Annotated in this window: 15 protein-coding genes and 1 pseudogene; 6 read left to right on the top strand and 10 right to left on the bottom strand. The window is 69.7% G+C overall.

The window, feature by feature from the left end; all coding sequences use genetic code 11:
* The first annotated feature begins 51 nt into the window (after positions 1 to 51).
* Genes sufD through ACIO5E_RS21000 form a run of 6 tightly spaced genes read left to right on the top strand, consistent with a single transcriptional unit; the run spans position 52 to position 4,529 of the window.
* The gene (gene sufD, locus ACIO5E_RS21025) at positions 52 to 1,284 is read left to right on the top strand and encodes a Fe-S cluster assembly protein SufD (protein WP_400669913.1); all 1,233 of its coding nucleotides are present in this window, start codon (positions 52 to 54) and stop codon (positions 1,282 to 1,284) included.
* Positions 1,285 to 1,289: 5 nt separating this feature from the next.
* Positions 1,290 to 1,607, top strand: coding sequence for a bifunctional 3-phenylpropionate/cinnamic acid dioxygenase ferredoxin subunit (locus ACIO5E_RS21020; RefSeq protein ID WP_280678046.1), 318 nt, complete (start codon positions 1,290 to 1,292; stop codon positions 1,605 to 1,607).
* Between the two features lie 6 nt (positions 1,608 to 1,613).
* Complete coding sequence (gene sufC, locus ACIO5E_RS21015; RefSeq protein ID WP_400669910.1) at positions 1,614 to 2,378, top strand: Fe-S cluster assembly ATPase SufC; 765 nt, start codon at positions 1,614 to 1,616, stop codon at positions 2,376 to 2,378.
* Positions 2,379 to 2,401: 23 nt separating this feature from the next.
* Complete coding sequence (locus ACIO5E_RS21010) at positions 2,402 to 3,649, top strand: cysteine desulfurase (protein WP_400670345.1); 1,248 nt, start codon at positions 2,402 to 2,404, stop codon at positions 3,647 to 3,649.
* Between the two features lie 16 nt (positions 3,650 to 3,665).
* Positions 3,666 to 4,118 (top strand): Fe-S cluster assembly sulfur transfer protein SufU, encoded by a 453-nt coding sequence (sufU, locus tag ACIO5E_RS21005; RefSeq protein ID WP_400669907.1) that lies wholly within the window; start codon positions 3,666 to 3,668, stop codon positions 4,116 to 4,118.
* A gap of 21 nt (positions 4,119 to 4,139) precedes the next feature.
* The gene (locus ACIO5E_RS21000) at positions 4,140 to 4,529 is read left to right on the top strand and encodes a metal-sulfur cluster assembly factor (RefSeq protein ID WP_400669905.1); all 390 of its coding nucleotides are present in this window, start codon (positions 4,140 to 4,142) and stop codon (positions 4,527 to 4,529) included.
* 90 nt (positions 4,530 to 4,619) lie between these two features.
* Here the strand turns inward: ACIO5E_RS21000 and ACIO5E_RS20995 are convergent, their stop codons facing one another.
* The 10 genes and pseudogenes from ACIO5E_RS20995 to ACIO5E_RS20950 all read right to left on the bottom strand — a co-directional run bounded on the left by ACIO5E_RS20995 (position 4,620) and on the right by ACIO5E_RS20950 (position 12,691).
* On the bottom strand, positions 4,620 to 5,531 hold the full coding sequence (locus ACIO5E_RS20995; protein WP_400669902.1) for a hypothetical protein: 912 nt from the start codon (positions 5,529 to 5,531) through the stop codon (positions 4,620 to 4,622).
* 176 nt (positions 5,532 to 5,707) lie between these two features.
* Entirely contained in the window at positions 5,708 to 6,880 is a 1,173-nt protein-coding gene (gene eis / locus ACIO5E_RS20990) for an enhanced intracellular survival protein Eis (RefSeq protein ID WP_400669899.1), read from the bottom strand.
* 14 nt (positions 6,881 to 6,894) lie between these two features.
* Complete coding sequence (locus ACIO5E_RS20985; protein ID WP_400669896.1) at positions 6,895 to 7,425, bottom strand: MaoC family dehydratase; 531 nt, start codon at positions 7,423 to 7,425, stop codon at positions 6,895 to 6,897.
* Positions 7,422 to 8,306, bottom strand: coding sequence for an HpcH/HpaI aldolase/citrate lyase family protein (locus ACIO5E_RS20980; RefSeq protein WP_400669894.1), 885 nt, complete (start codon positions 8,304 to 8,306; stop codon positions 7,422 to 7,424). The genes ACIO5E_RS20985 and ACIO5E_RS20980 overlap by 4 nt, the downstream gene beginning before the upstream one ends.
* A 5-nt stretch (positions 8,307 to 8,311) precedes the next feature.
* Positions 8,312 to 8,518 (bottom strand): acyl carrier protein, encoded by a 207-nt coding sequence (locus tag ACIO5E_RS20975; RefSeq protein ID WP_400670342.1) that lies wholly within the window; start codon positions 8,516 to 8,518, stop codon positions 8,312 to 8,314.
* Between the two features lie 57 nt (positions 8,519 to 8,575).
* Positions 8,576 to 9,571, bottom strand: a pseudogene (gene dmpG / locus ACIO5E_RS20970) (4-hydroxy-2-oxovalerate aldolase); the annotation flags it as partial.
* Positions 9,571 to 10,458 (bottom strand): acetylating acetaldehyde dehydrogenase, encoded by an 888-nt coding sequence (locus ACIO5E_RS20965; protein WP_400669892.1) that lies wholly within the window; start codon positions 10,456 to 10,458, stop codon positions 9,571 to 9,573. The gene ACIO5E_RS20965 and the pseudogene dmpG, both read right to left, overlap by 1 nt.
* Before the next feature lie 46 nt (positions 10,459 to 10,504).
* Positions 10,505 to 11,302 (bottom strand): 2-keto-4-pentenoate hydratase, encoded by a 798-nt coding sequence (locus ACIO5E_RS20960; RefSeq protein WP_400669889.1) that lies wholly within the window; start codon positions 11,300 to 11,302, stop codon positions 10,505 to 10,507.
* Positions 11,295 to 12,014, bottom strand: a complete 720-nt coding sequence (locus tag ACIO5E_RS20955; protein WP_400669887.1) for an NUDIX hydrolase — start codon at positions 12,012 to 12,014, stop codon at positions 11,295 to 11,297. The genes ACIO5E_RS20960 and ACIO5E_RS20955 overlap by 8 nt, the downstream gene beginning before the upstream one ends.
* Positions 12,015 to 12,166: 152 nt before the next feature.
* On the bottom strand, positions 12,167 to 12,691 hold the full coding sequence (locus ACIO5E_RS20950) for an ATP-binding protein (RefSeq protein WP_400669884.1): 525 nt from the start codon (positions 12,689 to 12,691) through the stop codon (positions 12,167 to 12,169).
* Between the last annotated feature and the right edge of the window lie 71 nt (positions 12,692 to 12,762).

Here is a 12,762-nt window from a genome sequence, read left to right as displayed (position 1 = left end):
GCCGCACGCAGTCCAGTCCGCACTTTTGAGGAAGAGAGCACCACGACAGCCATGGCTGACGTCAACACCCCCACCGGCTCCACGACCGCCGGTTCGATCGAGGTCGGCACTGCCGGCGCCGGCGCGCAGCTCGCCGGCCCCGGCACCGGCCGCGCCACCGTCCAGCAGCCGATCGACGCCCGCGTCGCGGTCAAGCCCTCGTTCGACGTGAACGACTTCCCGGTGCCCACCGGCCGCGAGGAGGACTGGCGCTTCACCCCGCTGCACCGCCTCGCCGGCCTGCACGACGGCTCGGCCGTCAGCGCCGCCAAGGGCGAGGACAAGGTCGAGCTGAGCCTGCCGGACGGCGTCACCGCCGAGACGGTCGGCCGCGACGACGCCCGCCTGGGCAAGGCCGGCACGCCGGTCGACCGGGTCGCCGCGCAGGCGTTCAGCGCCTTCGAGCAGGCGCTCGTGGTCACCGTCCCCAAGGAGACGGTGCTCACCGAGCCGGTGAAGATCGACGTGCACGGCGAGGGCGGCACCCGCTTCGCCCACGTGGTGATCGACGTCAAGCCGTTCGCCGAGGCCGTCGTGGTGATCAACCACACCGGCACCGGCACCCGCGCCGCCAATGTCGAGCTGCTGGTCGGCGACGGCGCGAAGCTCACCTTCGTCTCGGTCCAGGACTGGGAGCGTGACGCGGTGCACGTCGCCCAGCAGACCGCGCTGATCGGCCGGGACGCCTCGTTCAAGTCCGTGGTCGTCAGCTTCGGCGGCGACCTGGTCCGGATCCACCCGCGGGTCAACTACGCCGCGCCCGGCGGCGAGGCCGAGCTGTTCGGCCTCTATTTCGCCGACGCCGGCCAGCACCTGGAGCACCGTCTGGTCATCGACCACGACACCCCGCACTGCCGCTCCAACGTGGTCTACAAGGGCGCGCTGCAGGGCCAGGACGCGCACGCCGTCTGGGTCGGCGACGTGCTGATCCGCGCCGCCGCCGAGGGCACCGACACCTACGAGCACAACCGCAACCTGGTGCTCACCGACGGCGCCCGGGTCGACTCGATCCCGAACCTGGAGATCGAGACCGGCGAGATCGTCGGCGCCGGCCACGCCTCCGCGACCGGCCGCTTCGACGACGAGCAGCTCTTCTACCTGCAGGCCCGCGGCATCCCGGCCGACGAGGCCCGCCGCCTGGTGGTGCGCGGCTTCTTCGCCGAGCTGGTCCAGCAGATCGGCGTCGCCGAGATCCAGGACCACCTGATGGAGAAGATCGAGGCCGAGCTGGAAGCGGCGGTCTGATCCCGATGACCTTCCTCCGTGCCTGCGCGCTGAGCGACCTCCAGGAGGACGTCCCCAAGCGCGTGGACCTCAACGGCGTGCCGGTCTCGATCGTCCGCACCGACGAGGGGGTGTTCGCGATCAACGACATCTGCTCGCACGCGAACGTCTCGCTCTCCGAGGGCGAGGTCGAGGACTGCATGATCGAGTGCTGGCTGCACGGCTCCAGCTTCGACCTGCGCACCGGCAAGCCCTCCGGCCTGCCCGCCACCAAGCCGGTCGCTGTCTACCCCGTAAAGATCGAAGGGGACGATGTGCTCGTCTCCGTCAACCAGGAGTCCTGAGTACACATGGCAACCCTTGAAATCCACGACCTGCACGTCTCCGTCGACGCCGAGACCGGCCCGCGCGAGATCCTGAAGGGCGTCGACCTGACCGTGAAGCAGGGCGAGACCCACGCCATCATGGGTCCGAACGGCTCCGGCAAGTCCACCCTCGCCTACTCGCTGGCCGGCCACCCCAAGTACACCGTCACCGGCGGTACGGTGCTGCTGGACGGCGAGGACGTCCTGGAGATGTCCGTCGACGAGCGTGCCAAGGCCGGCGTCTTCCTGGCCATGCAGTACCCGGTCGAGGTCCCGGGCGTCTCGGTGAGCAACTTCCTGCGCACCGCCGCCACCGCCGTCCGCGGCGAGGCCCCCAAGCTGCGCCTGTGGGTGAAGGAGGTCAAGGAGGCGATGGCCGCCCTCCAGATGGACCCGGCCTTCGCCGAGCGCAACGTGAACGAGGGCTTCTCCGGCGGTGAGAAGAAGCGCCACGAGATCCTCCAGCTGGAGCTCCTCAAGCCGAAGATCGCGATCCTCGACGAGACCGACTCCGGCCTGGACGTCGACGCGCTGCGGATCGTCTCCGAGGGCATCAACCGGGTCCGCTCGACCGGCGAGGTCGGCACCCTGCTGGTGACCCACTACACCCGCATCCTGCGGTACATCAAGCCCGACTACGTCCACGTCTTCGCGGGCGGCCGCATCGTCGAGTCCGGCGGCGCGGAGCTGGCCGACAAGCTGGAGAACGAGGGCTACGAGGCGTACGTGAAGGGTGGCGCTTCCGAGTGACCCATGCCCATGAGTCGGCGTCCCTGACGGGTCTGCTCGACACCGATGCGATTCGCAAGGACTTTCCCGTCCTGCAGCGCCTGCTGCACGACGACAAGCCGCTCGTCTACCTGGACAACGCGGCCACCTCGCAGAAGCCGCGCCAGGTACTGGAGGCGCTGACCGCCTACTACGAGCGGCACAACGCCAACGTCCACCGCGGCGTGCACGTGCTCGCCGAGGAGGCCACGGCGCTCTACGAGGGCGCCCGGGACAAGGTCGCGGACTTCATCAACGCGCCCAGCCGCAACGAGGTGATCTTCACCAAGAACGCCTCCGAGTCGCTCAACCTCGTGGCCAACATGCTCGGTTGGGCCGACGAGCCGTACCGGGTGGACGCGGACTCCGAGATCGTCATCACGGAGATGGAGCACCACTCCAACATCGTCCCGTGGCAGCTGCTGTCGCAGCGCACCGGCGCGAAGCTGAAGTGGTTCGGGCTGACCGACGAGGGCCGGCTCGACCTCTCGAACATCGACGAGCTGATCACCGAGAAGACCAAGGTGGTGTCCTTCACCCTGGTCTCCAACCTGCTCGGCACCGTCAACCCGGTCGAGACGATCGTCCGCAAGGCCCAGTCGGTCGGCGCGCTGGTCGTCATCGACGCCTCGCAGGCCGCCCCGCACATGGTGCTGGACGTCCAGGCGCTGGAGGCCGACTTCGTCGCCTTCACCGGCCACAAGATGCTCGCCCCGACCGGCATCGGCGTGCTCTGGGGCCGCCAGGAGCTGCTGGAGGACCTCCCGCCGTTCCTCGGCGGCGGCGAGATGATCGAGACCGTCACCATGGGTTCGTCCACCTACGCCCCGGCGCCGCACAAGTTCGAGGCCGGCACCCCGCCGATCGCCCAGGCGGTCGGGCTCGGCGCGGCCATCGACTACCTGTCGGGCATCGGCATGGAGAAGATCGCCGCGCACGAGCACGCGATCACCGCGTACGCGGTCGAGCGCCTGCTGGAGGTCCCGGACCTGCGGATCATCGGCCCGCGCACGGCCGTCGACCGCGGCGCCGCGATCTCCTTCACCCTCGGCGACATCCACCCGCACGACGTGGGCCAGGTGCTGGACGAGCAGGGCATCGCGGTGCGCGTCGGCCACCACTGCGCGCGGCCGGTCTGCCTGCGGTACGGAATTCCGGCGACCACGCGGGCGTCGTTCTACCTGTACTCGACGCCGGGCGAGGTCGACGCGCTGATCGACGGCCTGCACCACGTCCGGAACTTCTTCGGCTGACGGGACAGGGCAGGACATGAAGCTCGACTCGATGTACCAGGACATCATCCTGGACCACTACCGCAACCCCCACGGCAAGGGGCTGCGGGACGGCGACGCCGAGGTGCACCACGTCAACCCGACCTGCGGTGACGAGATCACCCTGCGGGTGCGGCTCGACGGCCCGACGGTCGCCGACGTCTCGTACGAGTCCCAGGGCTGCTCGATCAGCCAGGCGAGCGCCTCGGTGCTGAACGACCTGGTCGTGGGCAAGACCGTCGGCGAGGCGCAGGCCGTCCAGGAAGCCTTCCTGGAGCTGATGCAGAGCAAGGGCCAGGGCGAGGGCGACGAGGAGGTGCTGGAGGACGCGGTCGCGTTCGCCGGCGTCTCCAAGTACCCGGCCCGGGTCAAGTGCGCGCTGCTCAGCTGGATGGCCTGGAAGGACGCCACCGCCAAGGCGCTCGCCCAGAACCCCGCCGTGAACGACTGAATCCGCGAAGGAGGACAGACCATGAGTGACAACACCACCGACGCCGCGTCCCCCGCCGCGGAGGACACCGGCCAGCTCAACATCGTCGGCACCACCGCCGGCACCGTGTCCGTCGAGGACCTGACCGAGGCCCTGATGGACGTCGTCGACCCCGAACTTGGCATCGACGTCGTCAACCTGGGCCTGATCTACGGCATCCACATCGACGAGTCCGACGTGGCCACCATCGACATGACGCTCACCTCGGCGGCCTGTCCGCTGACCGACGTCATCGAGGACCAGGCCAAGACCGCCACCGACGGCCTGGTCCAGGACCTGCGCATCAACTGGGTCTGGATGCCGCCGTGGGGCCCCGACAAGATCACCGACGACGGCCGCGAGCAGCTCCGCGCACTCGGCTTCAACGTCTGACGGACGGCTTTTCGGTCAACCCGCTGCCGCGCGATCCTCCCTTCGGGGGAAGGGTTCGCGCGGCAGCGGTGTATCTGCGGTATCTGCGCCTCAGCGGGCGATGGCCTCGCCGGGGCGAGAGCCGGGGAACGGCGCCCCAGCCGACAGGAGGGCTGCGCGTGCGCGTGCGGCACCTCTGGCCGCCACGGAAGCCCCGCCCCCGACCGCGACAGTTCGTCTTCCGAGGCCCGCGCAGGCGCGGCAGATGCCCGGCCGGGGTACCGGGTCGTGGCACTTGGCGCACTCGGAGTAGCGGGCTTCCGGGGGCCGCTCCTGCGAGCGTGAGGGAGGCATCTTGTGCTCCAGGCGGTAGCGGAGTACGGCCGCCGCCGAGTGCACCGGGACGGGCAAGCCCGGCAGCAGGGCCTGGGCCAAGTCGGCCTGGGTGCTGCCGCGTTCCAGCCACTGCGCGACCAGGGGCGCCAGCTCCTGCGTTTCGGCCTGGCCCAGGCGCAGGCGGGGTTCGGGCCGGATCACGCGGAACAGGGTGGCCACTGCTTCGCGGACCTGTTCATCCGGCACGGCAGTTGGCCTCCTGGCGTTCCCGGGAGTTCCCTCCCCTCCGCCCGGGTCTTTCCCGTCGGCCGGATTCGCGGGGAGGGAGGTTCCTTCCTGCCGGTTCTTTACAACAGGGCTGCCAGCAGCGCCGGTTGCCGCTTCACCGGGCGCCGGAGGGGTGGCACTCGGAGTGGAAGGCCGTGGGGTGTCGTAGACGTGGGCCTCGCTGCGGATCGTGCCGTCGGGCATGCGGATCTTCTCGACGCGGTAGAAACCGGCGGCGGTGAGCTCCTTGAGGGCCTTGCGGATGGCGCCGCGCCCCTGCGGACTCGTGTCGGCCATGTGCCGGCCGTCCTCACGCCAGCCGTCGGGACGGGAGAGGAGATCCGCGAGCAGGCCGCGGGCGGTGTAGCTCAGCCGCCGGTACTGGAGTGCGGCGTTGGGCAGCACGGTGAAGTTGCGCACGTGGGCGCTACGATGGACGCGCATCGGGAGGTCTGCTCCTGTTGCCGGACCCCGGAGCGTTGGCGCGCTGCCGGGGTCGCCTATTTTCTGTTCGAGTACGGAACGTATCACGGCACTTGACGCAGCGTGAGGCCTTTTGTGGCATCCGGCGCCAGAGCAGTGCATATGACTGTGGGTCAGAAGTGGTCGGGCAGCCAGGGCTCCGCATCGGCGGTGAGCCGCAGGAGCGCCACGAGGGAATCGTCCGTGCGGGCTCGGACGCCAGACAGCCGGGCTGCAGCGGGACTGCGGTAGCCCCCGGCGTACCAGGCCGCGAACTGGCCGTCGGTGAATGTCACATGTCCTTGATCTCGGGTGGGGGTGATGTCGGCGGACCCGGCGCAGATCCGGAGCAGGTAGCGGCGCGGCGCTGTGCTGCCGGCCGTGGCGATTTCGACGGGGATCTCAACGTCGATGTCCGCTGGCCAACCACGCAGCCGAATCGCACCTTGCAGGTCGAGGACCCGCAGCATCCACGGGTGCCAGGCGTCGGCGGTGACGCGGTGCCGGTGGAGGTTGTGCAGTAGCACCGGGTACGGCGGCAGGGTGCCTCGGCGGAACTGGATGGTTTCGGCACGGCTGTCGTGTCGGCCGAGGAAAGCGAGCATCGCAGCGGCGCAGTCCTCGTTGGAAGCCCAGAAGTCGTGGACGGTGAGGTCCACGCCGTGCTGGTCGCGGCGGCTGGTCGAGAGGGACAACCAGCCGGCGGTTGGCTGATCGGGCTGGTTGAAGCGGTAGGTGGTGAGACGGTCCTTGGCCGCCTTCCAGGCCGACCACCAGTTGGGGCGCCGCACAGGCCCGTTCCAGGGCCGGGCAAGTTCCTGCTGAAGGCCCAGGGCGTCCTTGGTGAGACCGTGCTCGATGCGGAAGCCCCCGGCGGCGAAGCTGCGTTTGAGCTCGTCGGTGCGCATTGTCCAGGAGAACACTGACACGGGGGCCTGCCAGCCCATGCGGCGGGCGTAGCCGTTGGAGACCGTGGAGATGGTGGAGATCACCGCGCCCTGCGCGCGGAGCGGGCGTAGCCGTTCGGCGACCATCCGCTCGGACAGTCGGCCGCCGCGGGCCTCAGGAGCGACGCTGCCCGCGGCGAGGCATGCACTGGGCACCGGGGCACCTCCGAAGAACTGCGGGACGAGGAGCCCGAGTCCGCCGGCCACGACGTTGCCGGCCTGGATCGCGACCCGGATGTCCGCGCGGCCGCGCAGGTGCGCGATGTCGCCGATGGTGTGGCCGTAGCTGCGTTCGGCCATCGCGTCGTACTCCGCGATCAGCCCGTCGTCGGCCTCGATGAAGGAGATGTCGTCGTCCACGGTGCGGCGGCCTCCTAGTAGTTGGTGAGGGCCCGGATCGGGCCGGGGTCGATCGGCACGAGAAACGCTCGGCTGAAGGTGAGCACCGGTTGCTGGCCCTGGTTCACGCCGGTGGTGCGGCAGGTGACGACGCCCTGGTGCGGGCGGCTGAGTGAGGGGCGCTTGCTGGTGATCTCGGTTTCGGCGTAGAGGGTGTCCCCGACGAACACCGGGTTCAGGAACCGCACGTCGTCCATACCGAGGTTGGCAGTCGTCAGGCCGCTGACACAGCGTGCGGTCATACCGCCCACGATCGCCAGGGTGACGGCGCTGCACACCAGGATCCGGCCCCACTCGGTGTGGGAGGCGTAGACGGCGTCGGTGTGGATCGGCGCCTGGTTGCCGCTGAGGGTGGTGATCAGGGCGTTGTCGGCGTCAGTGACAGTGCGGCCGGGGCGATGCTCGATGACCAGGCCCTCGGTGATGTCGTCGTAGCCGATGCCGATGACCTCGCGGATGCGATTCCTGCCGACCTGCCGAAAGCCGAGGGGGATCGTGACACTCACCGCGCTTGCTCCTGTCGTGCCTGCTGCTCCTGGGCGGTCTGCTCGCCGAGGCGGTCGAGCAACGCGCGGGCCTTGGCGAAGAACGGCCTGCCACGCATCTGCCCGTTGACGGAGGTGATGTGGCGGGCGCTGTGCTCGGCGGCGGCGACGATCGCGCGGGCCTCGGCGATCTCTGCCGCGCTGGGCTGGAACACGGCCGTGATGGTGGCGATCTGGCGCGGATGGATGGCGCCCTTGCCGTGGAAACCGATCGCCTTGGCCCGTTGGGCCTCCTCCCTGAGGCCGTCGGGGTCGTCGATGGCGAAGAAGGGGGTGTCGATGGCCAGGAGCCCGGCGGCGGAGCAGGCGTTGGCCACGGTGTGCCGGGCGTGGAGCATCGGCTCCCAGTTGGTTGCCGTGCCGGTACCGAGTAGGGCGGCGTAGTCGGCGGACCCGAAGACCGCGCCGGCCAGGCGCGGCGCGGCCACGATCGCGGGCAGGTCTGCGATGGCGCGCGGGGTCTCGATCAGTGCGAACAGGAACGGGTTGTAGACGACGGTGTCGAGGATGCCGGCCACCATGGCGACGTCCCGGGCAGACTCGGTCTTGGGGATCAGCACGACGGCGGGTTGGTGCCGGTAGGCGGCGATGGCCGCGAGGTCCTTCACGCCGTCCAGGGTGCCGAGCGCGTTGACGCGGATGCCGAGCGTGCACGACCCGGCCTCTGGGCGGTCGAAGAATCTCCAGGCGTCCTGCCGGGCTTGCTCCTTGGCGTCTGGGGCGACCGAGTCCTCCAGGTCCACCAGGGCGACGTCGGCGCCGAACGTTGTCGCAGCGGCGTACCGGTCCGGGCGCGTGCCGGGGGTCATGAACCACACCGGTCCGAGGCGGGGTGTAGTCACCGCGGTCACCTCGTACGGTGCGACAGGACGAAGCGGCTCAGGCCCGCCAGCGTGCGCACGTCGTGGATCTGGTCCTCGGTGACCCGGACGCCGAGGTGCTCGGACAGCATCACGGACAGCTCGACCACGGAGAGGGAGTCCAGCCCGAGCGCCTCCAGCGTCGCGCCCGGGTCCATCGCTCCGGGATTCACGCGCAGCTCGCGGACCAGCATGTCCTTCAGCCCGGGGTCGATCTCCATCGGCGCGGTGTCGGTCACGGTCTCCTCCTTGAGGTACATGGCGGCTTGCGGGATCAGGTCTTCCTGACCGGCGACGGCCTGGCGGCGGCCGAGCTCGGCGAACAGGACGCCGGGATGGATGCCCTCGCGGGCGGCAACGTCGAGGACGCGGTCCTTGAAGCCGGAGAACACCCCGGCCTGGCCGCTCATCACCGCCACGGAGTCAGTGCAGGGCGGGGCTTTCATCAGTTGCTGTTCGGCGAGATCGGCGGCGGCGAAGAGGTCCTGCGGGTCGATGCCGGTGGCGTAGCCGAGGCGTTCCAGGACCGGCACCAAGGCCTCGATCTGAGTGTTGCCGGCCCCGGCGCCGAAGCCGCGGGCGCAGGCGTCGATGATCGTCGCCCCGGCCTGGACGGCGGCGATCGAGTTCGCCGTGGCCATGGTGAGGTTGTTGTGCCCGTGGAAGACCACCGGGACGGTGACGGCCTGGGTGATCGCGGTGATGCGCTCGGCCACGTCCGCCGGGAGATAGTGGCCGGCGGAGTCGTAGATCCCGACGGCCTTGGCGCCGTAGCGCGCCATGAGCGCGCACTGCTCGACGAGTTGGCCGGTAGTGGCCATGTGGCTCATCAGCAGGACGCCCTGGGCTTCCAGGCCCCCCTCGGCCAGGAACCCGAGGTGGCGTTCGGTGACGTCGGCTTCGGTGCAGTGCGCGGCGATGCGGAAGACCTGGGCTCCGTGGCTGACGGCCAGACGCAGGTCGTCGCTGGTTCCCCAGCCGGGGCCCATGAAGACGCCCATGCGGGCGGAGGTGAGGACTCCGCGTACGGTGGCGAGCATCTCGGTGTCGCTCAGCTTGGCCAGGCCGATCTGCAGGGACGAGGCTCCGAGGCCGTTCCCGTGGCCGACCTCGATGACGGGCACCCCGGCTCGGTCGGCGGCTGCGGCGTAGGCGGCCAGCTGTTCGCGGTCGAGCTGGTGGCGTACGGCATGGTGGCCGTCGCGCAGGGTCGGGTCGTGGATCACCACGCGGGGGCGGTTCGTCATCACGGGCGCGCTCCTTCGGAGACCTGAGCGTCGGCGTGCATCCGGGCCAGGTAGATCGCTGCCGCGTTGATGATTTCCAGGTTTCCGGCGTAGGCAGGCAGGCGGTGGCCGGGCGCGATGACCTCGACGGTGGCGGTGACCCGCTCGGGGGAGGCCTCGATGCGGGCCACGCTGTAGCCGGGCAGGTAGGCCTGGACGCGGTCGACAGCAGCAGCGATCAGGTGGTGCACGGTGTACGGGTCGATGTCGGCGGCCAGCGCGGTCATCGTGACGCGGAACGGGGGCGGCGGCGTGGCCGGCGTGACGTTGACGAGGACCTTGGCCCGGGGCGTGCCGGTGAAGACACACACGGCGTCCCGGGTGGTGGCGATGTACTCGTCCAGGTTCAGACGGGTCGCCCGGCCCGCGCTTCGGCTGGCGCCGGTGGAGACCACCTCGACGTAGTGGGGTGTGCGGTGTTGGGCGATGGCGTGGAGGACCGGAATGGCGGCCTGGCCGCCGCAGCTGATCAGGCTGATGTGGTGCTCGGTCAGCGCGTCGGCCCCGTTGACGGTGGGGACGGTCAGCGCGCCGAGGTTGCTCGGGGTGAGGTCCACGAGCGTGGCCCCGGTGGGCTCCAGGTGCCGCCAGTGCTCGGCATGGGAGTCGGCGTTCGAGGCTTCGAAGACCATGCCGAAGGCGGTGTCGGACTCCATGAGCGCGGCGATGCCGCCGGCCGTGGTCGGGTAGCCCATCTCGGCGGCTCGCGTCAGTCCGACGGTCTGGGTGTTGCGGCCGACGACGAGACGGCAGTCGAGTGAGGGTGAGCGGTGGATCTTGTCCAGCAGGTCGATGCCGATCAGGCCGGCCCCGAGGACGGCGACGTTGAGCCGGTTGTTCACGGGCACGGTTGCTCCAGAACAGTGGTGAGTGGGGAGTGCGGGAGACGGCTGGTCAGATGACACGGAACCGTGCGGCGGGAAGGTGCGGCGACGACGCCTCAACCGTGGTACCGGGGCGCAGGGGGATACTGGCGTGGACCGAGCCGGGCAACACGATGTCTCCGGCGTGCAGGCCTGCGCCGAGGCCGTTCAGGCGGCGTGCGAGCCATACCAGGGCGTTGATCGGGTCGCCGAGGACATCGCGGCCGTGGCCGTCGGCGGTCAGCACGTCGTTCGCCAGGACCGCGACGGACGCGGCGCCGAGGTCCATGTCGGCGTTGTAGGGTACGGCCGCCCCGATGACGAAGCGAGCGGCGGAGGCGTTGTCAGCCACGCTGTCCTCCAGCGTGATCCCCCAGTCCCCGTATCGGGTGTCGATGATTTCGAGTGCGAGGAACACTTCGGCCACGGCGGCGCGGGCTGTCTGGCCGTCGACGGCGGGGCCGTCCAGGTCGTGGCCGAGCCGGAAAGCGATCTCCGCCTCGACGCGCGGGGCGAGCAGTGTGCTCGTGCGCAGGTAGCCGCCGCAGGCGACCTGCATGTCTTCCAGAAGGATTCCGGAGTCCGGCTCGTTCACACCCATCTGTTGCTGCATGGCCAGTGAGGTGAGGCCGATCTTGTGCCCGAGAGGTTGGTCGCCGCCAGCCAGACGGCGGCCGATCGCCACCGCCTGGATCCGGTATGCCTGTTCCAGCGTCAGGCCGGGATAAGCCCTCGACAGGGGAACCGTGGCCAGGCCCGACAGTTCGGCCGACCGCAGCTCTTGAGCGGCTTCGATGACCCACGCGGGGGCGTGGCCGGGGTCAATCATCGGACCTCCCAGCGGTCTGAGGGCTGTGCTGGGCGAGGAGGGTCTCCAGGTAGTCCGCGTGCGGGCCCTCCAGCCTTCCGGCGTCGGCGCAGTCCACGGCGACGATCCGCTCAAATTCCGGCGTGCGGCCGTCCGCCGTCTCCGACTCGGTCAGGGCCTCGAACTGCCTGAGCAGGATGTCCTCCGGCAGCGGCTGCGGCTGGAAGTGCACGCCGATGTTGCCGTGCTCGCCGCGCGTGACCGTCCACAGCGTCAGATCCTCGGGTGCCACGTGCACGCCGATCTCCTCGGCCAGTTCCTTGCAGGCCTGGCGGCGCAGCTCGTTCTCGTCCAGCGTCCGGCCTGCGGTCGGCGGTTCTACGTTGCCGCCGGGGAACTGCCACCGGCCCGGGGCCGCCGTCGATGGCGACATGCGTCCCACGACCAGCCGGCCATCGTCGGTCGGCTGCGCGACGGTCACGAACACGGACGACACGGCGGGCGCGCCGGGAACTCGACGCAAGGCGAAGGACCGGTAGGTGGTTCGCGCCCAGGAAAAGCACAACACGCCCTTGTCCTCCCACACCAGCGCCGTGCACACCACGGCTGGGCCGTCGAACAGGGACGGGTTGGCACGGACGGCGTTCTCCCAAATGTGGTCCCTGGCCGACTGATGCTCGACGGAGAGCTGCGGAGCGGGTGTCTCGACCAGTCGAAGGTGCCGTGCTTCCATGATCTGGATAGTGTGAAATTCCTTGCTGGGTAGGGGCTGTGACATCCTCAACGCCATCGTTCCTTTCCGGGCCTCCGATGCATCAAGGTCCTTCCTTCTGCTCAACGGTGGTTTCGGAGCTCAGGTGGTGATGTCGGCCGCGTGCCGTGGGCTCACGCGGCCGGTACCGACTTCCGTCCGTCCGGTGTGCCCACTGTGGGAACGCGGGCGGAAACCAGGGGTTCAGGAGACGTGTTGGCTGCGGTCAATGGGTCGGGCCCGATGATCGCCCGGACGCGCTTGCCGTCTTCCTGGCGGCACCAGCCGGATTGCCGAGCGCATGCCCGGGTCAAGGCCGGGCCTCGTCCGGACTCGTCGTCCTCTCCGGCCACGGTCTCGGTGAGGCCGGTCGGGGTGCTGTCGTGTACGACGATGGTCACTGTGCCGTCGTCGGTCCACATCAGGACGTCGACCAGGTCGAGGAGCGGATTGCCGTAACGGATGGCGTTGGTGACGAGCTCGGTGGCTACCAGGCCGACGGTGAAAGGCTGCTCGTCATCAGGGCGCATCCCCCAGCAGGCGAGATTGGCCAGGATGTGGCCGCGAACTCGTGGCACGGCATCGGGCTGGCGACTGTCCACGCTCCAGCGAGCCCAGCTTGTCCCCATCGGGTGCTTGGGGGGCTTCTGCTCGATCACCTGTACACCTTCGGCCTTCGGAGTTGCTGGTTGGGTGGTGCGGAGGTGCCTGCCGGGGCGCCCGGGCGCCC

Origin of the sequence: Kitasatospora sp. NPDC087314 (assembly GCF_044744365.1) — a bacterium.
Lineage (GTDB): Bacteria > Actinomycetota > Actinomycetes > Streptomycetales > Streptomycetaceae > Kitasatospora.
This window is presented reverse-complemented; position numbering and strand designations above follow the sequence as displayed.